This is a genomic window from Novosphingobium sp. Fuku2-ISO-50 (assembly GCF_001519055.1).
Classification (GTDB): Bacteria; Pseudomonadota; Alphaproteobacteria; order Sphingomonadales; family Sphingomonadaceae; genus Novosphingobium.
This window is the reverse complement of the sequence record NZ_KQ954288.1, coordinates 25,136-51,102: the sequence shown is the minus strand read 5'-3', so window position 1 is coordinate 51,102 and position 25,967 is coordinate 25,136. Positions and strand designations below refer to the sequence as shown.

Below are 25,967 nucleotides of genomic sequence, written 5' to 3'. Positions count from 1 at the left end.
GAAAGAACCGTGCTGTTTACGCTTTGCAAGATTGAAGACGTTCCCGCAGACGAGCCGCTGCGGGTCGAACTGTCTGACGGCCACGTGGTTGCCGTCTATCACTGGGAAGGGGCATTCTATTGTACAGATGACCTGTGTTCGCACGGTGAGGCATCGCTTGCTGATGGCTATGTCGAGGACGGTGCCGTTGTTTGCCCCTATCACATGGGCTCGTTTTGCATCAGGAGCGGAGAGCCCCGCGCAGCGCCGTGCTCGGAACCGATCGCTGCGTATGCCGTCACCATCGCGAATGGAGAGCTCCGGATCGAACGCCGGGCCGATCACGATTGACGCCCGTGAAAGACGCCGAACCCTCAAGAAAGCGCTGATTTTTATAAAATTCATGTAATCGGATTTGCTGGATTCTGCGAAAATTCGGGGAATGGCTTGTGATTATGTGCATCCGTGGAAGGGCTGTCCGGTCGGCGTTCGGCGTAATGGCCTCAATCGCGACGACATGCAGGCGGATTGTCGGCAGATCGACGTCCAGGGTATCGATTTTTGCGATCGCTTTGGGCATGCAGCCTCAGCCGCGTTTGTTGAATGTGGCAGAATTCTGTGGTCTACGACGCCAAGCGCGAGGGATTGCGTTGGGATAACGTCATACTCTGCAGGTAATTTATGGAACTACGGCACCTTCGTTATTTCATTGCGGTTGCCAACGAACGCAACTTCACCCGCGCAGCCGAACTGCTCAACATCGCCCAGCCGCCCCTTAGTCGGCAGATCCGCCAGCTTGAAGACAATGTGGGTTCCGAACTGTTCGATCGTACTTCGCGTCCGCTCAAGCTGACCGAGGTGGGGCGCCTGTTTTACGAACATGCGACGAACGTCCTTGCGGGGCTCGATCAGTTGCAGGCGTTGATGAGTCAGATGGCCGGCGCGGGGCGGCGGCGCTTCGTCATCGGCTTCGTCGGTTCGACGCTTTATGGGCATCTGCCTGCGGTCATTCGCCGCTTTCGCGCCTGTGCCAGCCATGTCGATGTGTCGCTTCTGGAATGCTCGACGGTCGAGCAGATCGCCGCGCTCAAAGAAGGGCGAATTGATGTCGGGTTTGGCCGACTGCGCATCGAAGATCAGGCCATCCGGCGCATTGTTCTGGCCGAAGAGCCTCTCGTCGCGGTCGTTCCGGCGGGACATGCGCTTACCAGGGTGGGGCGGCCTTTGCGCCTTGTGGATTTTCTGTCGGAATCGCTGATTGTCTATCCTCGTCCGGCTCGGCCGAGCTACGCGGATCATATTCTGAGTGTGTTTCATGACCTGGGGCTTGTGCCAGGCCCGCTGACCGAAGTGCGCGAATTGCAGACCGCCATCGGACTCGTTGCGGCCCATGCCGGTCTGAGCATCGTTCCTGAATCGGTGCAGCGCTTGCGTCGTGATGACGTGTGTTACTTGCCCATCGCCGAGCGGGGCGCGCTTTCGCCCATCATGATGATTCATCGTGCAGGAGATATCTCTGGAGAATTGGAAGCGCTGATCGGGATCAGTTGTGAACTCCATGCCGGCGGTGCGCGCGCATGACCAACCCATCGCCATATTGCGCGCATGGCCGGACCGGGAAATGGTGAACGGTCTTCCGCCGGGGCCGGTGTGGTTCGCTCGGGCGCAAGGCTGAAAGCCGATTGCAATACCTCTGAGGTCTAATTAATTGAAGGAAGGGTATTGGACATCACGGGATAATTGAGGCCTATTTGAATCGGCCCCGTTCATTTTCCCGCGCAAATCGGGGCTCGATGCCAGTGGTCCGATTCTGACATTTGCTACCGCTCTCGGCTAGGTGGTGCGCAAATGTCAAAAACGGAAAATCCACTAGGGGCAGCCCGCTTTTTCGCGCAAGAGAGGTTGGTGACACGGCAGTATGAGAGGGGCATTCCCGGTACGGTATCGATGGCGGAGCGAGGCACTGCTGCGCGTGGTTTCTCTCCTTCGCTGTCCAAAAGCGCAAGCGGGGCGCCGTGACGCAGCGGATATCTGACTGCTTGGCGGCTGATTTCTCACAAGGTGATAAGTCAAGATAAGAACAAATCGAATGGGGAAGCGCGATGTTGATGTACGCTCAGACGAACCGCCAATGGGATGGTACTGGCATGCCGCTGCCGCGCATGGCTCGTTTGGTGACCCGGGACATCGATGAAGTGCATCATCACATGTGCAAGATGTTTTGCCCCCATGACTTGCGGATCGAGGGCGGCAATCCCCCCATCGCCTTTCGGCACCATCAGGCCTCTCTTAATTCGGTGACCTTCAATGCCACTGACTACGGCAATCCGTATGGACGCGTGGTTGTCAACATCCCTCCGATGGAGGCGCTTTACCTTATCCAGGTCACGCTTGCCGGGTCTGCTCAAATAACACATCAAGATAAGACGTTTGAGCTGCTGCCGGGATTCTTTTGTGTTCTGGACCCGGAGGCGCGCATTCGCCAGGTTTTCGGTGAGGGGTACAAGCATTTCACGGTCAAGATGCCGAAGGCGGCGGTTGAGGCAGTCTTGTCGCAAGAGCTCGGATTTCGGCCGGGCAAATTGCATTTCGCGGCCCAACCCGTGCCCATGAAGGGGGCCGCGGTAGCTTTTGCGCAACTCATTCGCATGATTTGCGATGACCTTGATAACGGTTCGTCGGCTTTCGGTCATTCGCGTGCCGCAAGCGCGATCGAGCAAACCTTGCAGCGTTTGCTGCTTGCCGCGGTTCCGCACAACCACACCGATCTATTTGATGCCCCTGCATCCACGCCCGCGCCCTATTATGTGCGCAGGGTCGAGGAGTTTATCAACGAGCACGTGCGCGATCCCATCACGCTGGATGAAATGATCAGCGTTTCGGGGATTTCGGCACGTTCGCTCCATGCCGGGTTTCGTCGTTTTCGTGATACGACGCCGATGAACTATCTGAAAAACCGCCGGCTTTCCCTGGCGCATCGCCAATTGCAGGCTGGTGCGGACGCCGAGCTTTCGGTCACCGAGGTCGCGCTTGACTGCGGTTTCACCCATCTTTCAAAATTCGCCAAGGACTATAGTGAGCGGTTCGGAGAGCTTCCATCTGCTACACTGAAACGTACCGGATCGAAATAGTATCCACTGAATCAGGCCGTCTATATACTGCCGTTTTTGGTATTATCCGCGAGGCCGCCGACGATGAGGCCGGAACGCTGGAAGGCGAGCCGGCCCAGGGACTGCGGTTGCTATCAAGGACCAGGGGGCGTCGGCACGTCAGCTCGGGTCGTTGCCATGTAACGCCCGAAAGCGGCGAGGGTCGAAGCTATGGGGGACTTCCGCGCTTCCCTTGTACAGCTCGTGGTGAGGTGCAGCCTCGGCAAATGCGCAGACCAACTGATAAATCCCGTGCAATTCAGGCGGCAACTTGTTCGGCGGATTGTGAGACAGAAGTTCCAGAAATTCGCCCAGTCTGGGCATCATTTTGGAATAGAATTCTTCAAATTCTGAAGCGCTTGCCCCCCAGCGAACCGCACTACGCTGATTTTCGGCTGGAAATGCCCACTTTTCCAACAATGGGGAAAGATCGCTGAATCGCGAAGTAATCGCATCGGATGAAGTTTTGTCCATGATAGTCAGCATCCTCAAGCGTTGATATATTTATCAATATTTTGAGATATGTGGCGGATCAGAAATTCCTGATCCATGAGCTGCATTTCGGTGATCGCCCCTGACATCAAACCTTTGAAAGTGTCTTCCATGGTGGCGGTGTCTTCGAGCCAGGCATTCCGATGCAGCGCGCTCACGTGGATCTGCGCCGCCTTTTCGGCCGCAGTGGCGGGCGGGCGGAAATAATTGGTCCCCTCCCACAGGGTTTTTCCGTGCGCCATCGGCCAGAACTGGTGCGTGAAAAAGCTCAGCCCCGGATAGCCGCAGCCGGCGCCAAGGTGAATGATCAGGTTGGGAAAGATGGTCGGCAGTTCGAACTGAAAATCGGGCCTGCCTGTTGGATTGATCGCTTTTGGTAGTTGATCCGGCCTGGGACGGTGTGCGGCCGAACCGTGCAATACGGCCGCAAAGGCGCTTGTCGCAGGCGTGGTGTCCATTCCCCCCGCAAAGATCGTCGACGAGGCGTGCGGCGACATGACCTTGAACTCTGCGTGATCGGCCCCACGAAACCCCGGCAGTGAACCTGCATGGATGGTCGGCACGTGATAGCCTTCGCTGAAGGCATAGAGGGCCACCTTCCAGTTGCAGTCCAGCACGGTGCTGTAGCGATAGGCCTGGGTCGATTCCGCATAGGGATAGCCGCCAAACACCACGCTTAGTCCGTCGAGGTAATCGGCGAGTGTCTGACTTGGTTCGGGCTCCATGTTTATGAAGACGAAATCCTGCCATACATCGCAGGCAACCTCCCTGAGCCGCGCACAGGCGGTGTCCAGTTCGCCGAAGTGATCCTGCGCCGGTACGGATTTCAGGGTTCCGTCCGTGGAAAACACCCAGCCATGAAAGCGGCAGGTGAGCACGTTGGCGCGCGCCCGAACATAAGTCTCGGTGTCGGTTTCCGGTATGATCTTGTTTCCGCGATGTGTGCATACATTATGAAATGCGCGGATTTTTCCGTCGCGACCTCGTGTTATCACGAGTGATGTATCAAGAACTGGAAGATCCTTGACTTTGCAATCGCCGATTTCAGGAATCTCCCACGTTGTGGCAACCTTGAGCCAGGTCTTGCGGAAGATCTTCTCTTTCTCAAGATCATAAATTGCGGGATTGCAAATCGATTCGGTTGACACGGGCGCAACGCCGAAGCGATCGCGCAGTTCTTGCGTCGATGAAATCCTCGGTGAAGCGGATTTTTGTTCGGAGATGCTGTCGCCGGTGTCATTCGTTATCATAGGAAACCTCAATGTATTGGATGCGATATGAAAGTGGTAATTTGGCATTGATATTAACCAATATCACCATAATCTATACGTCGTCAAAACTGGCGGGCTTTTTAGTCCATCCTTGGGCATAATGAGAAATAACTTCAGCATGAAGCTCAAGATATTTGAACTGCCATCTCTCACTATCGGGATCGCGGAGAACGTGTGAGGTATAGTGCGCACCGATCCAATAGGCTCGATCGCGAACCGAAGTCGTAATTCCCCAAAAATAAAATGTCGCATCGGCCGACGTTGCATTTTCGTTCAACGTCGTTTTTGGGGGGAGAAAGTAGTGTAATCCCCACTTGAATCCGCGACCGGAATTGGCGGAAACGCCGATGGCTATTTCCTTTCCTCCGATAAGTTTGTCAAATTGGTCAATTACAAAAACTGCATCGTCCGTAAATAGGGGGATAAGCAAATCTCTCGATGGTCCGGCGTCAAAAGCCAGCGCCAGGTCAGTGACGAGATCGTTGATGGCAAAGCGTGCCTCAAGTCGCGCCAGTCGATTGGAATCGATCATTGTGTGCGCATCCTCAAATCCATGCGCGACCGAAGACATGCTCCGGCCGCGCAATTCGGGTTAGAACTTCCGCTTGATCTTGAGGTACCATTCGCTTGGGCGGCCGTAAGCGGCCTCGACGATGCCGGTAACAGGCATGTCCCAGAAACCGGATTCGATGTAGGCTTTGTTCAAGACGTTCTGTCCGCCGGCCGACACAGTCCAGAGTTTGTCCGGTGAGTGATACGTCAGCGCCAGGTTGAGTATTCCATAACCGTCCTGATGAAGCAGGATATGATTGAGCGCGTCATTTTCAACCGATGAACGGTATGACCAGTCAATTCTCGGTGAAATAGTGCCCCATTTGAACTGCATATCGTAGCTTGCAGACAGCGCGTAAGTCCATTTCGGCGTGTCAACAAGCTTGTTGCCGAGGGCAAGACCAGCGTCGATCGCCGCCTGGTCCAGATGTTTATAGGCCGCATCCAGATAGCCCGTGCTCGCCTCCAGATGCAATCCGTCAACAGGGGTGGCCTGCGCTTCGAGTTCGAACCCCTTGATCGTGGCTGCGGCGGCATTTTCCGTAATTGGAGCAATGCCTGCAAGAGTATTTACCTGAAGATTTTTGTAATCAGTGTAAAATGCGGCGCCATTCACCTGAAGTCTGTGACCGAACGCGGCAGATTTGAAACCCACTTCGTAGACATTGGCGGTCTCCGGCGCGAAGGAGGGGGTGGCGGGAAGCGGAGGAAAGACGCGCTGCGTGAAGCCGCCGCCCTTGTACCCCTTGGAGTAGCTGGCGTAGGTCATCACATCCGGCGTCCATTTATAGGACAGATTTACGTAAGGGGTCCATTCTCGCGCCGTTGTTTCGACTTGAGTATTTGGCAGCAAGGGCGTTCCGGCAGGAATGCCGAGCCCCAGGTCCTGGACGATATACTGGTCTGGTGTGAACCGTTTGGTATCGTCCGTCCAGCGGACGCCCGCCGTCAAGCTGAGCTTGCTGGTGATTTCGTACGTTTCTTGTGTATAGACGGCGACGCTGTCGTTTTTGACAGATCCACCGCTGAGCGCGACGAACAGATCGACATCCAGAAAGTCGCGATGGGTGCCGGTCTCGTGGTCATAGAATGCCCCGATCAGCCACTTCAACCGATCGTCGAAACCCTTGCCCGACAGTTGCAGTTCCTGGGTAAATTCCTTGTCGATGAAGCGATTGAGCACTTGTTCAACTTGAAGCGGCGAGTGGTCTGTATCGCGAGGATAGACTGCATTTACGCTCCGAAAGGCAGTGATCGACTTCAGTTTGGCAGCGCCAAAATCATAGCCGATGGTGCCGCTTACGCCGTAAATGTCAGCGTTGGATTGCGGCGCAAACGGCGCTCCAAGCACGGACTGGGCAAAGGCCTCGGACACCGGGTTCGAGGTCAGATAGGTACTGTAGGTCCTGTAAGGGCCCGCCACATAGTAGGAGGAGAAGCACGCCGGGTTGGACGAGGCTGCGGCGGTTACACAGGTGCCGCCCACTTTGGCGTTGTAGGATGAAACCAGCAGCGCATTCGGATTGACAGCGATGAGTACGTTTGGCGACGTTTCGTCTCGTTGCTGTGTATAGTCCGCGGCGAGGTCAATCGACAGACGATCCGTCGGCGTGTAGGACAATTGTCCGCGCATCGACCATGAATTGCGCCCACCCTCGTCGGGCCCGCCAGGCAGCATGTTCTTTACGTAGCCGTCTTCCTTCAGGCGCTCTGCAGATACGGCCACGAGCAGGTTTTCAGCGATCGGGCCACTTACGCGGGCCGAGAAGTCAAGGCGATTGTACGAACCGGTGGTGACCTGTCCATAGCCTGTCCAGGTGGACGATGGCTTTTGCGAGGTGATGCTGATTGCGCCGCCGATTGTGTTGCGGCCAAACAGCGTACCTTGCGGACCGCGCAGAACTTCTATCCGCTCCGGGTCCAGCAGGTCGAGCAGGCCACCGATGGAGCGCGGGACGTAAACGCCATCCACATACAGACCCACGCCGGGATCAACATTGAGAAGAAAATCGCTTTGGCCGATTCCGCGAATGAAAAACGAAGCTGATGTATTGTTTCCGGACGTGGAAACAGAACTTTTTATGGTCAGATTCGGGACTGATTGGGCGATTTGGTCAATCTGGGTGATGTTTCGCGATTCCAGACCCTTCGCTGAAAAGGCCGAAATTGAAATCGGAGTTTCCTGAAGCTTTTCTTCGCGCTTGCGGGCCGTCACGGTGATCGTTTCGACCGTCGAGTGCGCGGGCGCAGAGGCGTTCGGATTGGGCTGGGGCTGCTCCTCGGCAAACGCCTTGTGAGACCAGGTCACGCTCGCGATACCAGCCAGCAGCATTGCTCTCCAGAGCGGTTTGCGATGCTTGTTATTGCTCATATTGCTCCCCTATTTATATTGAATTTTAAATTGGAAATATTGACACAGAACTTTATTATTTGATGCGTAATGAGGGGCCGAGATTGCCCGCATCTCACGGTCCGGACGTCACCATGAACCAGTCAAGGCGGCTATCCCACTGCCGCGCCGAATAGCCCTGTAGCGTGATGAAGGTGTTGTCAGAGCGAAAGGGTGCAGTCGGACCCGAATTGCCGTTTGGGCTGCCACACTCCCGGTGTATCGAAATGGGGTTTCGGGCAAAAAGCCGGGCCGATTACGCTTGACAGTGCGGGTGTTGCGCCCACCACTGGGGCGAGGGAGGGGGTATGTCGCCGGACACGCAAACACAGGTCAGGTGGGGCGTTGCGGCTTGCGTCGTTGCGATGCTTGCGGTGGCTGTCATTGCCTTCGTGCCTGATCCGCTGTTTCGCTATCGCACCGTAACTACCACACTCGACAATGTTGCAGGCATCGATGCGGGCACGCCCGTATCCTTTCGCGGCGCGGTTGTCGGCGAAGTGCGCTCGGTCGCTCTTGATCCGGCCAGCCGGACCTTTCGCGTCGGTCTTAATGTGCGGCGCGACTGGCGTCCGTCGGCTTGCACGTACGTCAGTGCCGCCGCCGCCAACCCGTTCACCCCGCCGACGATCGATCTTGTCGCGATAGAGCCGAGCCTTGCGGCAAACCCGGCGCAGTGTCTTGCCGCGATGGATGCTCAGGATTGCAGTCCCGTGCCACGACTGGATAGCGGCCCCGCGGCAATCCCGGGATGCAGGAGATCCCCCGATCTGATCACCTCTGCCGCCGTGGCGGTGCGCGAGGCGGCAAACGTTGCGCGTTCAGCCAATCAAATGGCGCAGCGCCTGCAGACCATGATGGGAAGCGGGGGCGATGGCGCCAACATGGCGCAAGTCGCAGACAGCGCTACCAAGACGTTGGCTGCGCTCAATTCGCTCAGCGACCGGCTCGATCGCAGCTTCAGGCCGGGGCAGGGCGACCTGGCCGTTTCGCTCGGCAATGTGCGGCAGATCACCGGAAAACTCGCCAGGGTCAATGTCCGCCAGGTCGATACCATCCTGCAGAACACCAATGGCGTTGTTGTCGACAATCGCGCCAATCTGGCCATTTTGATCGATCAGGCCGCCAGGAGCTCGAGCCGCGCCAACCAGATGCTGGAGGGGGCTTCCGCCTCGATGGTCGAAGCGACGGCAAACCTCAAGCGCATGACTGCCAACCTCGATGCGCTGTCCGAACGGCTTGCCGCGGATCCCACTTTTGCGATTCGCGGTCAAAACTACAAGGATCCGCCCGGTCTGAAACCAAACCTGGAACCAAAGCCATGAAATCCAATCTGGCAACGCTTGGCGCCCTGGCGATAGTGGTCATGCTGGGAATCGGTGGCTGCGGCGTGATGGGCAAGGCCGACGCGCCCATCACCTTGCGAATTGCCCCGGTATTCCCGGCCGCTGGAAAACTCGATTCACGCAGCGTTGCGGTCGCCGCCGTTGATGCCGTGGGCGAGGCAGCGAAGTCGCGCTATGCCTATGTCGATCCCGCACGTCCCGGCGAAATCAATCAGGCCAAAAGCCTGTTCTGGGAGCAGCCCCCGCCACATGTGGTTGAGCGTGCGCTCGTCACAGGGCTGCGCACGCGTTTTGCCAGCGTCACCGGGCCCGAGGTGGCCGCGCCGGCGAACATCCGGGTCCTTGCCATGCTTGACCGGTTCGAGGAATTGTCGGCCGAGCCGGGCCAGGCGGTGATCGCGTTTGAGGCAACGGTGATCGACCACGGCAAAGTGGCGAGGACGGGGAAATGGTGTGCAAGCGCGCCTTTTGCCGGGCCAGGCCCCAGCGATCGGGCGCGTGCTTTCGAGGTGGCGCTGATCGCGGCGGTGACCGCCTTTGCTCAGGATCTGGCGACAGGCGCGCCTGCGCGGTCAGACGGTTCCTGCTGAACGAGCCGTCCGCGCGACAGGCGGAAAACCCGGTCGCACAGTCGCGCGGCAACTCCGGCGTCTTGCGTCATCAGGAGCAGGCTGCGTCCGCGCGGTACGATCTGGCGACGAACTTGCGCCTCGATCGCCTCGCCGCTCGCGCGCAACCCGTCGAGCGGTTCGTCGAGAATGACCAGTTCGGGATCGCGCAGAAATGTTCGCGCGAGTTCCACGCGTTGCCGCTCGCCGGTCGACAGATCGCCGGCGCGCAAGTTTGCGGCATATTCGATGCCGAATTCGTACAGCACACGGTCGAGCCGCCGGCGCACGCGCGCGCGCGCCGAGGCAACGGTGCCGAGCGCCAGCCACATGTTGTCTTCAACGCTGAGCCCGGCCAGCAGCGACCCGCCCTGCAGGGCGAGACCGCATCGCGAACGCAGGATCCGGCGCTTTGTCGCATCGGCCCCGGATAGATCTTCGCCAAACAGCGCGATCCGTCCCGCCAGCGGATCGGTCATGCCGCAGGCCAGCCGCAGGAGTACCGACTTGCCGGTGCCGCTTTTGCCCACAACGGCCACGCGTTCGCCGCGCTGAAGGACAAGGTCGACGCCGTCCATCAGCCGCACACCCCCCAGCACAAGCGAAACCCCCGCCAATTGAAGAACCGGTGGCTCGCTCATGTCAGTATGGTCCATAGCGCTGCGGCAAAAAAGATTGCCAGCAGCCCGATGACAAAGGCGCGCCCGGCATGACGGCCAATGGCCGTCGGCACGCGGACCGGCGCGGCACCGACCGCAGCGCCCACGCCAAAGGCAATCACCGCAAAGACAATCACTTTGGCCATGCCGGTCAGCAGCGCATGGCCGGCGGCGTTCGAAAGCGCGATATTGGCCATTTCGCGCCACGATACATGGGCGGCAAGATGGATTGGCGCCATGGTGCCCGCAATTGCCGCCAGCGCCACTGCCAGCATGTGCACCGGGCTGGCGAGCAAGACTGCGAGCAGGGCAGGCCCCAGAACCCGGGGCACCGGATCATGGCCCATCGCCTCGATCGCCTCGATCTCGCGCGCCAACGACATCGCGCCCAATTGCGAGGCCAGTTCGACCGACACACTGCCCGAGGCAAACACGCCGACGATCAGCGGCAGCACATCGCGCAACAGCACTGCATCGAGCGCGCCAAGGACCAGCAGCGGCGCATCATAGGACTGCAACAACCGGCCCACCGACACGCCGGCGATCAGGCCCGTCATCGCCGCCAGCGCCATCAGGGTCGCCAAAGGCCCCCAGGTAAAGCGGGCCAGCGCCTCGGCCATGCCGTGCTCGACCAGCGGATCGCCGGTCCACAGCGGCTCCCACACGCCGGTCAGCGCCCGCCAGATCAGCCAGGCCGCAGTACCGATGCCGCGTGGCGCTGCGCTGATCCGCGTCAGCCAAGCCACGGCGCGGTCCTGATGAGCCCCTTGGCCGAAATCCGCACCGTCGGGTAGGGCACATTGTCTGCGGTTTCATCCAGAATCACCAGGTCTGCCCCGGCGAGGACCGCCTCGCGGACATTTGCAGGAGTTGCGACCCCGACAATGCTGTCCGCGCGTGCCAGCATGCCTCGCGCAATGGCCTGTTCCGCCGCATCAAGTCCTTCGATCAGGCGCCCGGCATGGCCGGGAACAACCAGCCGCACACGTTCGCCGGCAGCCGCCATGGCCTTGCGCGCCGCCGCGTGGCCCAGCGATCCCGCAATGATCACAACCCGGTCGGGCCATTGCGTCGCAACGGTGGCAAGCAGACCCGGCAAACCTGCGGCAATTTCCCCACGGACGCCGGGTTCGATCGCCACCGTCAAGACACGCAACGTGCGTTCATTGCCAGCCGCCAGCAACCGCGTCATGACCCGCACCTGTTCGCGATCAAGATCCTTCACCCGCTCGGACAGCGCGTCATAAGGCACGATATCGGGGTGAAGCCGCAGCCGGTCATCACGTTGCGGCCCATGAATCCACCCATCCGATATTTTCGCGGCCATCCAGCGGTCGTGTTCTGCGCGGGCCATGTCCTCCAGTTCATCGGGATCAAGACGCAAGGGCGGACCGCGATCGGGAACGATCCGCGCGCCGATATCGCGCAGTTTGAGCTTGTAGCAGTCGGCCACCAGACGGTTGTCGTCGCGAAAGCTTTCGGCAAGATCGTCCCATTCCTTCATCGAACCGCGAGCGCCGATCCGATCGCCTTCGGCGAAGCGGCCTTCGAGGTAGAAATCGTGGATCGATCGGGCCAGCGCGTCGTGCTGTTCCTGGGTCAGAAGATCGGGTTCGGTAAATTCCTCCAGTCCGCCAAATGCGTGGATCATGGCGGGGGCGGGCGGGGTGTCATCGGCGTCGACGCGCAGATGCACCGGCGGCGTGGCGTGGTCCTGTGTCCGGTAATGCCGGTCGACCGCCTCTGCGACAGCTCGTGAAACGACGGGATCACCGGTGTCGACCAGCACCGCGACCGGATCGCCATGGCGCGCGAGCAGATCGGCGACCGCGCGCGAGGCCTGAGCGAAATCCACGGTTTCGAACACGATCGGAGAAAGCGCGTCGGCACCGGCATGGTGGCTGCGAAACTGCTCCGCAGCGGCAGCGGCGGCGGGTGCCGCAATCAGGATGTCTGGCCGCACCCCGTCGCGGAAATGGTTGCCCGCCAATACCCGCAGCACATAGCTTTCGATCACCGGCGAAAATCCGAAAGCGATGATCCGGCGCTCGGTCTCACCGGCGCGGCGAAAGCAATCCAGCGGCCAGTCGAGACACAGCTTGCGCGCAGCGAGGCCAGCCATCGAGGCGAAGCGAAGCCGCACAATCGCCTTGCTGATCACATCAGCCTCGGCATCGAGCCGGGCCTGCATCGCGCGATCGTCGATTTGCGCGATCACGGCCAGCGGATCGCCCGCAAACCGCACCCGCGCCGCTTCCCGCAAGACCTGCTCGGCAAGATCGGCATTGTCCTGCGCCCCATCGCACAGCAGCAACACGCTGCGCGCTTTGGCAAGGCCCAGTTCGGCGACCGTCCGCGCCGGATCGCCACGCCTGACCTGGACTGCCCCCCTGCGCAAGGCCGGGCCCACCCAATCCGGGGCACGCCGGGGCGCACCGTCATCGACGCGCCACAGCAGGACCGCGCCGCCCCGGTCCAGTTCATGCGTGGCGGCGATTCGCGCCAGCGCGCCTTGGCCGACAATGACCAGGTGATCCCCCCGCAATCGCATCAGCCGCAGCCGCACCGGCCCGCGCACCAGGGTCCAGGCCAGTGCCGCAAACAGCGCCAGTTCGAGTACCGGCATCGCCAGAGCCGCGAACGCGAGCAGCGCCGGAGGGGCCGCGTCATCCGGCATGGCAGGCAGGCGCCCCAGCATCAGCCCCGCAACAGGCTCTATGCCGCCCCCGGCGTGCGCGAGGAACAGGCCTGCCATTCCGGCACACCCGGCACATGCCAGCGCCACCGCGACCGACCACACCGGCCTGCGCACGGCTGCGGCAAACAGGCCGGATGTCTTGGCGTTCATGAAACCGCCGCTCAGCCCTGAGTGAGGAGGCGCAGCGCCACAGCCGCAACCGTTCCGGGCGGGGCCTGCGTCAATCGGGCGCGCAGGCCGGACAGGAATTGGCGCTCTGTGGCATAGTCTTCCAGCTCTGACCCGAACAGGGGTTCGGCCGACGCGATGGCGATGATCATTTCGGCGCCAAACGGCCCCCCGACCTGAAATTGCAGATGACCGGATCCGCCGGTGCCGATTTCGACGTGCTGGCGCCCGCGCCGGTCGGGCGTCGGCTGACCATGGTAAAGCGTCACCGCGCCGCCATCGGCCTGAAGATAGATCACGCTCAGCCAGGGGCGGTCCGCCGTGGTTTGCGCGCTGAAGCCGAATTTTTCACCAGCCTTCATCACGATGGGATCGCCCGTGCGCGGCATGCCGGTTTCGCTTTGCGCAACGAACTGGATTCCTCCGACGCGCAATGCCGCGGCCAGCGTCATTTCGGCCTCGCATTGCGGCCAGGGGTGATAGTCCATCGACCATTTTGCCTTGGGGTCGAGCGCAAGCAGCGCCTTGTGCAGACTGTCAAGCGCGTCCTCGCTGCCGGCAAAACCGGCAAGGGTCGGATGCGTATGGCCTTCTTCCAGCCGGGCAGTGCCACAGGGAAGATTGGCAATCCGGGCTTCGAGCGCCTGGCGCGGGGTCAGATTGTCCTCACCGACCGGCTTTGCCGTGGCATCGGCGGCGCTTTGCAACGCATAGGCTTCACCAGCCAGTCGTTTGAAGGTGTCATAACCGATCCAGGCATAACCCGCATCGCCCCAGGTGGTGCCCCAACTGTTGATGGCACGAAAGGCTTGCCGGTCTTCGTCATAGCCGACCAGCGCCATGGCATGCCAGTTGCTGCTTTCAGCACTGGCATGGGTATAGATTCCAGGCCCCGTGAAAGCCATGAAGTCGTCGGCTGCCGGCATCGCGAACACCACGGGTTGCTGGCGGAACAAGGCGCCCTTGATATCATCGATCACCACCGGGCTGTGCCAGTCGCCGGACTTTTCCCGATCGATCGCCCGCCAGTCGCCAAGTTTTTGTCCAGAGTCGGCGTTCACCATGGAATGCGCCACAGGGCTGCCGCAAAGGCCGGGATTGTCGGGAAACTGGGCCAGAGACACGGTCCCCTCGGATTTCAACAGAGCAAGCGCATCGACAATGCGGGTCGCAACGGCACAACTGGATCCGTTTGGTCGCAAGCGATTGTAGACATAGGCGGGACTTGGCTCTTCGGCGGCCATTTGCGGGCGATGGCCGAGCGACAGTCCGTGCAGATAGCCAAGCCCGGAATACGTCGTTGCCCAGGCGGTACAATCGGGCTTGGGCGCCTGGTTTCCCGGCAGCGGAAACATGGCCGACAGGTCGACATGCCTGGGCAACCAGGCGCGAAACGCTCCCAGCTTGGGCAGCCGGGCGTATTCTTCTGGCGCGATCGGCGTGGCGCCGGTCGGAAACCGTGGAGCAGGCTTTGCCGCAGGCGCACCCGCCTGCGGGTCTGCGCCGGGCTGCTGCGCTTGTGCGATGCGTGTCGTTCCCGAAAGGCCCAGCGCCATCAGCGCCATGCCGAGCCAAAGTCGCATCTTGCCTCTCCTCCGCTGTAATGCCGGTGTCGATCGCAGCAATTTCAAAAGCGATAGCCCAGAGTCACCGTTCCCGCGTCGTAGCCGCTGTGCGGCAGGAACGACAGGTTGCTGTGCGTATAGAGTAACCCCACGCGCAGTTGTTCAAAACGGTTTTTCTGTTCGGCTTCGCGCGTGCGCACGCCAAAGCTCAGGCCAAATTCGTGCTCATGTTTGTAGACCACCGGGTCGGTTGTCGTGATCGTGAAAACATAGCTTGCCCGCAGTGACGTCTGACGACCAAACATACGGCTTTTTAGCGGTAACTGATACGCAAGACCGTTGCGAAACACCCAATTGACCGTCGGAGCAAAGAATTGCTGCGACGTGATGAGCTTGGCCGAATGGGTATAGGCGATGGAATTGCCGATAACCAGATCGCCGCGACCGATCTGCCGGATCTGGTAGCGGCTGGTCAGCGATCCGGTAAGCAATTCACCATTGCCGCCAAAATAGTCGCCGGCCGCGGCAACCCCGTATGACACGCGCGGAGTCACGATCCAGTTCGATTTGGCCGGCAGCTCCAGTCCGACGCTGACAGTTCCCAGAGTTGCCGTATCACCTTTCTCGGTGCCGAATGGCGAGGTGATCGTACCGGCGTGCAGGACATTGACCGGCACGTCGATGACAAGCCGGGCGCGGCTGCCTTTGAACACGCGGCGGGCATGCTGGTAATGCGCGTCATAGCGTTCGCCGGTCTGGCCGGGCACGCCCCAATATGTCAGCGCGCCCCCGATCGTGTCTGAATCGCCTTCCGGGCCCATGCGGTCCGCACCTTCGGGTTCGACGCTTTCAAGATCAAGTGCGGCCTTGACCGCCTGAAACTGGATGCTGTTGGGGCTGCCATACGTGGGGTAATAGGCCCCGCCGTAAGTCTGCGCCCGCACGCTGCCGGGCAAAAGCGCCAATCCGACAATGGCCGCCATGGTCTTTTTCATCGCACGCTCCCCTGTGGTTTTTATGGCATGCGGTGCCTTTGCAGGCCCGCCTGGTTCATTGTATGATCTCGTCGGGCCGCAGATCGCGGACAACGCGCAGCCCCATGTCGTCGCGCTTGTGTCCGCCTGGGATCGCCAGCCGGCTGGCCGAGCGCAATTCATCCGGCGCGCTTTCAAACGAGCCTCCGCGCGCGATCCGGCTTTTGCAGGCCGTATCGCCGCACCCGTCCGACCATTCCCGGACATTGCCGTTCATCTGATAGAGGCCAAACGCATTCGCCGGATAGGCGTTCACCGCCTCGGGATAGCCGCGATAGGGCGCGGTGGGGGATTTGCGATAGCTTGCGGTCTGGTCATAATTGGCATCACCGGGGGTGATCGTATCGCCCCACGGGAATGCGCTCGCCGCGCCGGCGCGGTCGGCATATTCCCATTCCTGTTCGGTCGGCAGGCGATAGGGCAATCCCGATTGGACCGACAACCAGGCGACAAACCCTTGCGCGTCGGTAAAACCGATCCCTGTCGCCGGGATCAGCGGATTGGGATTTTCCTTTGACCAGTCGGCAATCGGGCGGCACGCCTTGTCGCGCACACATGCCGCCCATTCCGCAATCGTGATTTCATAGACGCCCATGGCAAAGGCATGATCGATCCGCTCGTCATGCTGCAAGGGCTCGTCACGACTGCGACCGGCTTCTGACGGGGGCGATCCGATCGGGCCCGTTCCCGCCGGAACGATCCGCATGAAGGGGCAATTGGCGCAATCGTAGAAACGCCCGGCGCCGGCCGCATCGCACGTGATGAAACAGGGCGGTTCACCCTGCAGGCCATAATCGAACGTCGGCTTCTGGAAATTCGTACCGGCCCTGGCGGCATTCATCGCCACCCGGTCCGATGTTCGTTTGAGCGCGGTCGCGATGTTCTGCTGCGGACGGCGGATCTCTTCGGCCAGAACGCGCGAAAAGGTGCCGTCGTCAAACGCGACCTGGTCTGCGCTCGTCGAAAAGGCGACAAGATACCCCTGATCGGGGCGCAGCAGCGTGTCGGACTGCCGCACCAGACGACGAAGACCCTTGGTGCCATCGGGGCCGGTTTCGGCGATCATGGGCGTGTTTCCGGGGGCCGTATCCGCAATGGGCACGGGTGGCTCGGTGAGAACGTTGCGGCACATATCGAGGATGATGAGCACGTTTTTCGCGCCCGAACCGAGCAGGGAGCGAGTAAGCGCCGCGCGTGTCAGCCCGGTCGATTGCGCGGTCAAGGTGCGTCCGGCGTCAACCGGCAAGAGCATGACATCGCCATAGGTGCTGAGCGCGGCACCATGCCCGGAATAGTACAGCACGCCAAAGGCGTCGGGCCCTGCGGCCTTGAGCTGTTCGCGAAACGTGGTCAGCGCCGCCTGCATCTGGTCCAGCGTCAGGTCGTGCCGCACTGTTACGGGGCCGGTGCCCGACGCGTCCTTGAACCCCCCGACGGTCAGCGCGGCGGCCACCCGGCTGCCGTCCTCGCCGGTCGCGCGCAGCGGGTCGAAATTCTGATAGGCGCCGTTGGTGATGACCAGCGCGATCCTGGGTTCGCGCGCCATCGCCACCCCCGGCAGGACACCGGACAGCATGGTTGCGGCAAGCAGCAGCAGCGCGATCCGGGCGAACAGGCGCGCCGACGCTGTCCTGCCGGGCATGGTCACAGCGCCGCCCTGGGCTTGAATTCGACCTGGGTCACCACGCCGACAAGGCCGTCGACGTGGAACACCGCGTCATAGCCATCGGCTGCGCCATAGGCGTTGCGAGGTCCGCCGCCGAACAGGCCGCGCAGGAAAGAGAAGAATCCCCGGCTGTCCTGGCAATATGTGTCGACCGAGACGATCCCGCCCGATGTCTTCACTTCGCCCAGCCACGGCGCGAGGTCGACCGGCGTGCTGCTGCTGACCGAGAAGGGCTCGGCTATATCAACGATCACCGGCCCGGATTTGCGGGCAAGGCGGTCGCGCAACGCCGTGCGGAAGTTGCCGGACCCGCCAAGCGTGACATCGGTATGGGCAAATGGCCGGTCACAGGTCTTTACGACCGGCGCCGGAAGCGGCGGCGGGGTTGGGGTGGAAATCGGGGTCGGGGTGGAAATCGGGGTCGGGGTGGAAACCGGGGCTGGCGTCGGTGTCTGATCGGAGGTCGAAATGCCCGAGGGTCGCAGCACGATGACCCCCCGCGTTCCGACTGCCTGGTCGGGCGAGATTGTCCCCTGCTGCCCCGCAGGCGTCTGGCTCCACGCCGCCTGTGTATGCAAAATTGCTGTAAGGAAAGGCGAAAGTACAAGAACTGCGCCCGTAAGCGTCCGATGACGGTGTAGCATCCCGGCCCATCCCCCCAAGGCATTGCTTTACCCTTTTCGAAGAGTAGTATGTCGACAGGGTGCGGGCAACAGGCAAATGGCCTGTAACCGGCGTCGGAATGACTTTCGGGAAAGGGCTGCGTCATGAAACGGGGTGCCCTTGCGCATGAAATTGCGCATGCAGTTGTGCGCGCAACGCTTGCGCTCATGGCCATGGTTTGCGCGCCGCAACCGGCGCTGGCAGAAACCCGCGCGCTGCTGGCCGGTGTCTGGACATTCAATTCGCCGATGTTTCCCAATCTCAAAGGGCCGGAAAACGACCTTGCCGCGATGGAGGCGGTAGTGCGTGGCGAGGGCGCGAGGGACGTTACCGTGCTTCGCAATGCAGAAGTCACCCGCACCAGCGTCGAGACCGCGCTGCATGCGCTGGGCCTGCGCTCCAGACCGGGCGACTGGATCGTGTTCTACTACTCGGGCCATGGTGCAGAGGCAGACGCTGCGATCAAGGGCACGGCCGATGGTGATTTCGACCAGTTCATCCCGCTGGCCGGGTTTGACGAAGATCGTCAGGACACGGAAAAATTCATTGTCGACAAGGATTTCTACACCTGGATGGCGCGCTATGTTCCGCCGGACGTGCATATCCTGATGATTGCCGACACCTGCCATTCGGGCACGCTGAACCGCTCGATCGATCCGGCCTCGTTCCGGTTTGTGGCGCGCACGGCGTTTCGCGGCGATCGCGGGCAATTCGTCCTGATCCCGCGTCCGGGGCCCCGTTTCCCCGCAGTCACCGCCGGGGCCGGCGAGGCCGTGGGTGCCGCTGGAAATGGCGCGGCGGCCCGCGCGGTTGCCCGCCCTGTTGCCCGTCCTGTCGATCGTCCAGACCTTGCCAATCTGGTCTATATCGGCGGGGCACAGGATGATCAGCTTGCACTTGAAGCCGCCATGCCGGTCGGTGGCGCGCCAGCGCGCGGTGTGATGACCTGGTCGCTGGAACAGGGCCTGACCACACCCGGCGCCAACGGTGCGGGGCTTGCCGCCGATCTCAACCACGATGGCAGGATTACGCCGAGCGAACTGGGCATTTATCTTGGCAGTCAGGTCCGTGCGCTTACCGGCCAACGGCAGGAACCGCGCATCACTTATACCGGAGCATCAGGCGATCTGCCGCTGTTCGGCAATGGCGTGCCGGTGCCGCCGCCGGCGCGGCAAGTGCTGCCGGGGTTGTTTGTCCTGAACGGCGGGGCTGTGCAGGCCATTCATGGGGCCGATGTGCCCTGGCAAGAGGTCGGGCACCGCGAGGATGCCGATTTCATCTGGGATTCGACAAAAGGCAAAGTGTTCCATCGTTCGGGCGACGTGGTGGCGGAAGGGGTTACAACCGTCGCGGGCTTGCGCGGAGTGATTGAAAAATGGAATACGGTCGAAGCGCTTCGGCCGTTGATGAATGAAAGTACGGTGCGGATCGAGGTCGGACCCAGGCCCAACGGTGTCCGCTATGCCCAAGGTGCAAAGGTTGCGATTGATCTGCGCACCACCGGTGGCGGGGCAAACGCAGCGCCGGGCTACGCGACCATTTTCAACATTGCCTCGGATGGAACCATACAGCGCCTTTTTCCGCTGACCGATGAAGACGGTGATGGGCAACTGGGGCCGGGCGGCAAGCTGCCACTGGTCGAAAATCGCGTTGTAGCGCCCTATGGCACCGACCACGTTGTCGCGGTCGTCGTGGCGAAGCCGCCGGTTGCGCTGCGCGCGTTGCTGCGCAGCATTGACGGGCAGCGTCTCGCGGTGCGTGTCGCCGGACCGATCAAGGATCTGTTGGCAAGCGGGGGCGGATTTTCGATCGGCGAAATCTATACCGGCCAATGACGCGAAAAATGCCATGGAATGGTCTGCATCAATTGCTCAGGACGACGGTCTGGCTCGATTGTTCGCTCTTGTTCTGGATATCGACGCGAAAGCGGGCGTCGACGGTCGGTGTAAGCTGGCAGACGGGGGCATAATCCCCATGATCGTCAAGGCAGACAGTCTTGCCGAACTGATCGAGCATGCGCATCAACAGGGCTGTGCCCGGCGCGCCGATCGCACCAAGCCGCAGTCGTTCGCCCCCTTTGGCATTGACCACGAATTGATAGGCGGCGCGCGGGCTGACCATGAGCACGCGCCGCACCAGCCCACTGCCGAACGCCGAGGACAGCACCCCGCGCGCACTGTTGGATTCGGCGACAGTAATCTGCTGAAGCAAGAGGTCATTGCCATCGGCCAGCGTGCGAGCCTCGGCATAGAGTGCTTTGGGGGTAAAACCGGCATCGCCCTGATCGCCGCTGACGGGGACTTCGCCCAACATCCTCGCCGCAGTCAACATGGCCAGAGGGTCGTGGTTGCGACGGGCATAATCGGCCGTGGCGCGCGCTGCCATGGCCTGTTCGAACGGGTCGGCAGCGGCAGATGGCTGGAGTGCGGCCGTTGCGTCGGCCGGGGGCGCGGTTTGTGCGGTCGCCGGAGCAATTGCAAAAATGGTTGCCGTGACCGCAAGGCGTGCTGCTAGGTATCGGACCATGGCGCACAACTCCACTCAAACGGGAAACGTTTCACGCGGAGATAGCGCATCTGTCCCCGGCAATCCACTTGCATCGCTGGGCACGCGGATCGCCGGGATGGCGACAGGCGTTGCCGGGGCGTTCGCTCCGCGCGAATTTGCTGCTTTCATCAGTTACAGCCATCATGACATCGGCACTGCCCGCTGGCTGCACCGCGCCGTCGAAAACTTCCGCGTGCCGCGCGCTCTGGTGGGGCTTGAGGGCGAATATGGCGCTGTCCCGCCACGGTTGCGTCCTGTGTTTCGTGACGAAGATGAGCTTGCGGGCGCGACTGCGCTCGGCCCTCGGCTGGAAGAGGCGCTGGCGCGGTCGCGCGCCTTGCTGGTGATCTGTTCGCCTGCTGCCCGCAGGTCGCAATGGGTCGACAGCGAAATCCGCACCTTCAAGCGGCTCTATCCCGATCGACCGGTTTTTGCGGTCATCGCCAGCGGCACACCGGGGGAGGGAGAGCAGGCCTGCTTTCCCGATGCGCTGCTGTGGGAAAGCGATGCGCAAGGACAATCCGACCGCACCCGACCGATGGAACCACTCGCGCCGGATATGCAAACCCTTGAACGGCGGTTGGTTGCGCTCAAGCTGATCGCCGGGCTTTTGGGCGTGCCTTACGACCGGCTGTACGATCGCGAACAGCGCCGCCGCCGTACTTTCGCCGCGATCTACAGCAGTGCGTCGCTTATCATGATTCTGGTGCTCAGCGGTTTGACGCTGGCCGCGTTCAGCTATGCCCGCCTTGCGCTGCACGAGCGCAACGCCGCCGAAACAGCGCAAAAAATCGCCATCAAGGAACGCAATGATGCGATCGCTGCGCGAGACTTCGCGGAACGGCGAACCTGGCTTGCCCAGCAGGCCGCCGAACAGATCCGCAATTTCGTGGGGCAGGATTGCCCGCCCGCCCCACACAGGGGCCATCCGCGCAAGCCGCGCTGACAACCGCGGATCTGCTAGTGGTCCGATTCTGACATTTGCGACCGTGCTATCCGGATGGCGGGATGCAAATGTCAAAAACAATCCACTAGCGGCGAATGGCCCCTGGCGCCGCCTTGGCAGAATTGTCGTTGTCGGCGCATGTATGCGGCCGCCGCAATGGCGGCAACATGGGCACGGCTTGCCGAAAAGCGGATGAACAATGTGTCAATTGAAGCAGTCGCTCAGCCCTTTGCAAGCATCAGGGATTTGGGACTGCGGAAATTCGATGAAGGCACCCACGGCAGCGTCTTGTCGATACGGCTGAATTCCGGAATGGCGGCGAGGAATTCCTCGAACACGATCTGGCAGGCGACGCGCGCCAGCATCGAGCCGAGGCAGGAATGTACGCCGCCGCCAAAGCCGAGATGGCGCTTGGGCCGCCGGGTGATGTCATAGACATCGGGATCGGCAAACATGCGTTCGTCGCGGTTGGCCGAGCCATAGGCGAGCATCACGAAATCGCCTGCCTTCATGGTCTGGCCGTGAAGCGCGATGTCCTGCGTGACACAGCGCTTGAACCGCTGCGCCGAGGTGTTGAAGCGCAGCGATTCTTCCATCGCATCGGGGATCAGCGCCGGGTCTGCCGCGAGCGCCCGGCGGGCGTCGGGATAATCGGCGAGGTTGAGCGCAAACATGCCCATGAAGCCCGACAGGCTCTCGATTCCGGCCATGATCAGTGTCGTGACGGTCAGCTGAACTTCGCGGTCGAGCAGCTTTTCACCATCGACTTCGGCGGTGATGAAATTGGACAGCAGGTCATCGCCGGGATGCTTCTTGCGATCGGCAACCAGGCGCTCGGCATAGTCGGCCATCCAGCGAAAGGCGGCAAGGTGCGCCTCGGTCTTCTGGCGGGTAACCGGGTCGGTCTGCACCATCAGCACGGCATTTTCGCGGACCTGTTCGGCGCCCTCGCGCGGCAGCGCAAAGAGGTAGAACAGCAGGTCCACCGTCACTTTCGAGCCGAGGTCGTTGACGAAATCAAAGCTGTCGCCAGCCTTGACCGCCGCAAGGTGGGCGCGGATCGAGGCGCGCGCGGGGTCGAGCACATGATCGAGCGCGCGCTTGGTCATGGCCGACTGGATCAGCGCGCGCAAGCGGTCGTGGCGTGGCGGATCGGAACTGCCGAGCGTCGCTCCGGCGCGGCCGGGGAACTCGTCGATCAGATTGCCGTTGGCAGAGGAATAGAGTTTCCAGTTGGTCAGCGCGGCAAGGATGTCGTCATAGCGCGACAGCACCCACATGCCGGCTTCTTCGCTCCAGAAACACGGGTGTTCGTCGCGCAGCACCTTGTAGGCGGGGAAAGGATCGGCATCGATCAGCGGCGAATAAGGGTCGAAACGGAATGTCATGGCCTCTCCTTGGCTTATGGGCATCGTCATGCGTGAAAATCCGACGTTCGCCGATACCGATTTCGCGCAAAGAATTGGACTTTTCGATCAATCGGCACGATACTTCCCAAAGTATGACGGCTGCTGGATCTGTTACGCGTTATGCGCTTTATGGGGAGGGGAGCGGGGATCTCCGCCCCGAATTTCTGCATATCGAAACGATCTCGGCACGCTCTCGCCTGCACGAATGGACTATCGCCCCCCACGCACATCCTGGCATTTTTCAATTACTTCTGTTGGAGCGCGGAGCGGGCGAACTGGCGTATGACGGTCGGCGGTGCGACCTGGCCCCGGTTTCTCTGGTGATATTGCCCAGCGGATGCATCCATGCGTTCCGCTTTGACGATGATGCCGAGGGCTGGGTGCTGTCGCTGGCTCACGACTTGCTGCACGATCCGCGCATCGCCTGGGTTTTCGATGCCGCGCCGCTCGGCAGCGCGGTGAGCATGCAATGTCTGGGCGCGGGTGAGGGCGGGGTCGATCGGCGGGCAAGTCGTTTGAGCGCGCTGTTTGCCGACCTTGCGCAGGAAAGCGGGGACGCATGGTCGGGGCCGCTGTCGGCTTGCCTTGCCGCGCACCTGGGCCTTGTCCTGGCGCTGGCTGGTGCTGCGATGGCCGGTTCCGAGGGCGCGGCGCAGGCCAATGGGCGATCCGAAGCGCTGGCGTTGCGGTTTCGCGGACTGGTCGACCGCACGTTTCGACAAGGCTGGAGCGTCGATCGCTATGCGGACCAGTTGGGTACGACGGTGCCGACGCTGACCCGTGCCTGCCGGACCGTGTTGCTGAAGGCGCCCGGTGAAGTGGTGCGTGATCGGCTCTTGCTGGAAGCGATGCGGTCGCTGACTTACACGTCGGCCGGTATCGGCCAGATCGCGGAGCATCTGGGGTTTGCAGATCCGGCCTATTTCTCGCGCTTTTTCAAGCAGCGCGTCGGGATGACGGCCAGTGCCTTCCGGCGCGACAATGCCTGGTTCCAGACCTCGGCGTAAAGCCATGCGGCGCATCTTTCCCATGTTGAAGCGCCGGAGCGCGACATGGACGCTGTGGTGGACTTTCTGGCGGAATGACGTCATCCCGTGTTCGGGATCGACGCGCCGACGCGGGACGAGAGGGATGGCTGGCCGGATCATCGCACCTTGGTATCAGACGGATAATCAGGCAGAAACGGCTGCGGATCGGTGATACCTTGCGACTGCTTCCCCTTGGTCCCACACACGGAAAGTCATGACATGAAGCACTATAAGGTCGGCTACCTCATCGGCAGCCTCGCGCGGGAATCGATCAATCGCAAGCTTGCCGGGGCGCTCATTCGACTGGCCCCCGAAAACCTCACGTTCTCTGAAATATCGTTCGCGGAGTTGCCGCTCTACAGCTATGATTGATTACGACGCCGATTTTCCGCAGTCGGCAAGGGCATTCAAAGATGCGCTCAAGGCTGTCGATGCACTGCTGTTCGTCACACCCGAATATAATCGCTCCATTCCCGGCGGGCTGAAAAACGCGATCGACTGGGCGAGTCGGCCTTATGGCACCAACAGCTTCGCCAACAAGCCGTCGGCCGTTATCGGCGCGTCGCCCGGTGCGATCGGCACCGCAGTTGCGCAGCAGAGCCTGCGCAGCGTACTTGGCTTTTGCAACTCACCCCAGATGAACGCGCCCGAGGCCTATATCCACTTCACGCCTGGCCTGATCAACGACGCGGGCGAGGTCACCGTCGCCTCGACCGAAACGTTTCTGCGGCATTATATGGAGGCGTTTCACACGTTCGTCGCCAGAGTGGTATCGACTCTGCCGAAGGACGCGTAAACAGCAGGGGCATGTTCCATGAGCATTTCTCAGGCTGGCCTCTTGACGCGGCATCGGCAAAACCGGCGTCGCGGGCCTGTTACGCAACGGTCGCCGGCATGGAACGCGGCCGCATGACGCGTTTTGGACTTTCTTCCGATGACGATTGAGGCCCCGGCTGCGCGTGAGCTATTGGGAACGTTGGTTACCGCCCTGGACCTTGGGGGCACATTCGCCTTTGCGCTCAGCGGGGCGATGGCCGGTGTGAGGCGGCGGCTCGATATCTTCGGTATTCTTGTCCTGTCCTTTGCGGCCGCCACTTTTGGCGGGATCACGCGCGATTTGCTGATCGGCGCCGTGCCGCCCGCCGCGCTGAAGGATTGGCGCTATCTTGCGGTATCGATATCGGCGGGTGTGCTGTGTTTCTTCTGGTCGTCGGTGATCGAGAAATTGCGCAATCCGGTTCGCATGCTCGATGCTGCAGGCTTGGCCCTGTTCGCCGTCGCGGGGACGGAGAAGGCGATGTCATATGGCTTGAGCCCGGTCATGGCTGCGCTGCTGGGGATGTTGACCGGCATTGGCGGCGGTGTTGCGCGCGACGTGCTTCTCGCTGAAGTTCCGGCCGTGCTTCGTTCGGATCTTTATGCGGTTGCGGCTCTGGCCGGCGCGGCGGTCGTGGTGGGCGGCAGCCGGCTGCACCTTCCCGTCGTCATCATCGCACTTGCGGGAGGACTGGTCTGCTTTGGTCTGCGGGTGATGGCGATCCGCCGGGGATGGCATCTGCCGGTCGCGCATGGACGCGATTTGCCGGCATCTCCCGATGGGGAATGAGGCGGTCCCGCCTTCTGATTGCCCGATCCGGTCTCGAAGGCAGGGAGACAGGCGCAATCGTACTTCGGGGATCGCCAGAGGCGCTCGATGAAGATGGCGTCCATCCAGCGCTCTTGGCCATCCATACCGATGCGGACTTCGGCGTCGCGCAGCGTGCTGGCAAAGGCCCTGGTCCAGAAGCGCCCTGCAGCA

Annotated in this window: 24 protein-coding genes; 11 read left to right on the top strand and 13 right to left on the bottom strand. The window is 61.4% G+C overall.

Annotated elements, in window-relative coordinates; translation table 11 throughout:
• Positions 1-9 precede the first annotated feature (9 nt).
• The 3 genes from AQZ50_RS07450 to AQZ50_RS07440 all read left to right on the top strand — a co-directional run bounded on the left by AQZ50_RS07450 (position 10) and on the right by AQZ50_RS07440 (position 3,110).
• On the top strand, positions 10-330 hold the full coding sequence (locus AQZ50_RS07450; RefSeq protein ID WP_067744891.1) for a non-heme iron oxygenase ferredoxin subunit: 321 nt from the start codon (positions 10-12) through the stop codon (positions 328-330).
• Between the two features lie 330 nt (positions 331-660).
• Positions 661-1,560: a LysR family transcriptional regulator gene (locus tag AQZ50_RS07445; RefSeq protein ID WP_067744888.1), complete on the top strand. Its 900-nt coding sequence runs from the start codon at positions 661-663 to the stop codon at positions 1,558-1,560.
• 566 nt (positions 1,561-2,126) lie between these two features.
• On the top strand, positions 2,127-3,110 hold the full coding sequence (locus tag AQZ50_RS07440) for an AraC family transcriptional regulator (protein ID WP_231730158.1): 984 nt from the start codon (positions 2,127-2,129) through the stop codon (positions 3,108-3,110).
• A gap of 138 nt (positions 3,111-3,248) precedes the next feature.
• Here AQZ50_RS07440 and AQZ50_RS07435 read toward each other — a convergent pair whose 3' ends face one another.
• The 4 genes from AQZ50_RS07435 to AQZ50_RS07420 all read right to left on the bottom strand — a co-directional run bounded on the left by AQZ50_RS07435 (position 3,249) and on the right by AQZ50_RS07420 (position 7,814).
• On the bottom strand, positions 3,249-3,602 hold the full coding sequence (locus AQZ50_RS07435) for a hypothetical protein (RefSeq protein WP_231730157.1): 354 nt from the start codon (positions 3,600-3,602) through the stop codon (positions 3,249-3,251).
• Positions 3,603-3,616: 14 nt separating this feature from the next.
• Positions 3,617-4,870, bottom strand: a complete 1,254-nt coding sequence (locus AQZ50_RS07430) for an aromatic ring-hydroxylating oxygenase subunit alpha (protein WP_082703491.1) — start codon at positions 4,868-4,870, stop codon at positions 3,617-3,619.
• Between the two features lie 73 nt (positions 4,871-4,943).
• Entirely contained in the window at positions 4,944-5,423 is a 480-nt protein-coding gene (locus tag AQZ50_RS07425; protein WP_067745367.1) for a nuclear transport factor 2 family protein, read from the bottom strand.
• A 60-nt stretch (positions 5,424-5,483) separates the two neighbouring features.
• Positions 5,484-7,814, bottom strand: a complete 2,331-nt coding sequence (locus AQZ50_RS07420; protein WP_082703490.1) for a TonB-dependent receptor — start codon at positions 7,812-7,814, stop codon at positions 5,484-5,486.
• 383 nt (positions 7,815-8,197) lie between these two features.
• Here AQZ50_RS07420 and AQZ50_RS07415 point away from each other — a divergent pair, with 383 nt between their 5' ends.
• Positions 8,198-9,157, top strand: coding sequence for an MlaD family protein (locus AQZ50_RS07415; protein ID WP_231730177.1), 960 nt, complete (start codon positions 8,198-8,200; stop codon positions 9,155-9,157).
• Positions 9,154-9,768, top strand: a complete 615-nt coding sequence (locus tag AQZ50_RS07410; protein ID WP_067744873.1) for an ABC-type transport auxiliary lipoprotein family protein — start codon at positions 9,154-9,156, stop codon at positions 9,766-9,768. Before AQZ50_RS07415 ends, AQZ50_RS07410 begins: the two co-directional genes overlap by 4 nt.
• On the opposite strand, the gene AQZ50_RS07405 is transcribed toward AQZ50_RS07410, so the two are convergent.
• From AQZ50_RS07405 to AQZ50_RS20010, 7 genes are read right to left on the bottom strand one after another with little or no spacing between them, the layout of a single operon-like run.
• Positions 9,720-10,427, bottom strand: a complete 708-nt coding sequence (locus tag AQZ50_RS07405; protein ID WP_067744870.1) for an ABC transporter ATP-binding protein — start codon at positions 10,425-10,427, stop codon at positions 9,720-9,722. The two genes, AQZ50_RS07410 and AQZ50_RS07405, sit on opposite strands and share 49 nt — an antisense overlap.
• A complete protein-coding gene (locus tag AQZ50_RS07400; RefSeq protein ID WP_067744867.1) occupies positions 10,424-11,191 on the bottom strand; it encodes an ABC transporter permease in 768 nt (255 codons plus the stop codon). The genes AQZ50_RS07405 and AQZ50_RS07400 overlap by 4 nt, the downstream gene beginning before the upstream one ends.
• Positions 11,179-13,293: a RyR domain-containing protein gene (locus AQZ50_RS07395; protein WP_067744864.1), complete on the bottom strand. Its 2,115-nt coding sequence runs from the start codon at positions 13,291-13,293 to the stop codon at positions 11,179-11,181. Before AQZ50_RS07395 ends, AQZ50_RS07400 begins: the two co-directional genes overlap by 13 nt.
• 11 nt (positions 13,294-13,304) lie before the next feature.
• Positions 13,305-14,894: a C1 family peptidase gene (locus tag AQZ50_RS07390; protein WP_156427270.1), complete on the bottom strand. Its 1,590-nt coding sequence runs from the start codon at positions 14,892-14,894 to the stop codon at positions 13,305-13,307.
• 44 nt (positions 14,895-14,938) lie between these two features.
• Positions 14,939-15,871 carry a hypothetical protein gene (locus AQZ50_RS07385; protein WP_082703489.1) on the bottom strand — a complete coding sequence of 311 codons (933 nt, stop codon included), beginning with the start codon at positions 15,869-15,871 and terminating at the stop codon, positions 14,939-14,941.
• Positions 15,872-15,926: 55 nt separating this feature from the next.
• Entirely contained in the window at positions 15,927-17,552 is a 1,626-nt protein-coding gene (locus tag AQZ50_RS07380) for an SUMF1/EgtB/PvdO family nonheme iron enzyme (RefSeq protein ID WP_067744860.1), read from the bottom strand.
• Positions 17,553-17,554: 2 nt separating this feature from the next.
• Positions 17,555-18,064 (bottom strand): hypothetical protein, encoded by a 510-nt coding sequence (locus tag AQZ50_RS20010; protein WP_156427269.1) that lies wholly within the window; start codon positions 18,062-18,064, stop codon positions 17,555-17,557.
• 279 nt (positions 18,065-18,343) lie between these two features.
• Here AQZ50_RS20010 and AQZ50_RS07370 point away from each other — a divergent pair, with 279 nt between their 5' ends.
• Positions 18,344-20,074: a caspase family protein gene (locus AQZ50_RS07370; RefSeq protein WP_231730156.1), complete on the top strand. Its 1,731-nt coding sequence runs from the start codon at positions 18,344-18,346 to the stop codon at positions 20,072-20,074.
• A 28-nt stretch (positions 20,075-20,102) separates the two neighbouring features.
• Here AQZ50_RS07370 and AQZ50_RS07365 read toward each other — a convergent pair whose 3' ends face one another.
• Positions 20,103-20,765 (bottom strand): hypothetical protein, encoded by a 663-nt coding sequence (locus AQZ50_RS07365; RefSeq protein WP_067744856.1) that lies wholly within the window; start codon positions 20,763-20,765, stop codon positions 20,103-20,105.
• Between the two features lie 97 nt (positions 20,766-20,862).
• On the opposite strand from AQZ50_RS07365, the gene AQZ50_RS07360 reads away from it, so the two are divergent.
• The gene (locus AQZ50_RS07360; protein WP_231730155.1) at positions 20,863-21,732 is read left to right on the top strand and encodes a toll/interleukin-1 receptor domain-containing protein; all 870 of its coding nucleotides are present in this window, start codon (positions 20,863-20,865) and stop codon (positions 21,730-21,732) included.
• A gap of 221 nt (positions 21,733-21,953) precedes the next feature.
• Here AQZ50_RS07360 and AQZ50_RS07355 read toward each other — a convergent pair whose 3' ends face one another.
• Complete coding sequence (locus tag AQZ50_RS07355; protein WP_067744854.1) at positions 21,954-23,120, bottom strand: cytochrome P450; 1,167 nt, start codon at positions 23,118-23,120, stop codon at positions 21,954-21,956.
• Between AQZ50_RS07355 and AQZ50_RS20380 the strand changes: the two genes are divergently transcribed.
• The 4 genes from AQZ50_RS20380 (at position 23,114) to AQZ50_RS07340 (ending at position 25,775) form a co-directional block, all read left to right on the top strand.
• A complete protein-coding gene (locus AQZ50_RS20380) occupies positions 23,114-24,148 on the top strand; it encodes a helix-turn-helix domain-containing protein (RefSeq protein WP_156427268.1) in 1,035 nt (344 codons plus the stop codon). The genes AQZ50_RS07355 and AQZ50_RS20380 overlap by 7 nt on opposite strands.
• Before the next feature lie 240 nt (positions 24,149-24,388).
• Positions 24,389-24,541 carry an NADPH-dependent FMN reductase family protein gene (locus AQZ50_RS20915; protein WP_231730154.1) on the top strand — a complete coding sequence of 51 codons (153 nt, stop codon included), beginning with the start codon at positions 24,389-24,391 and terminating at the stop codon, positions 24,539-24,541.
• Positions 24,534-24,965, top strand: coding sequence for an NADPH-dependent FMN reductase (locus tag AQZ50_RS07345; protein WP_231730153.1), 432 nt, complete (start codon positions 24,534-24,536; stop codon positions 24,963-24,965). The genes AQZ50_RS20915 and AQZ50_RS07345 overlap by 8 nt, the downstream gene beginning before the upstream one ends.
• 138 nt (positions 24,966-25,103) lie before the next feature.
• The gene (locus AQZ50_RS07340; protein WP_067744848.1) at positions 25,104-25,775 is read left to right on the top strand and encodes a trimeric intracellular cation channel family protein; all 672 of its coding nucleotides are present in this window, start codon (positions 25,104-25,106) and stop codon (positions 25,773-25,775) included.
• Positions 25,776-25,967 lie beyond the last annotated feature (192 nt).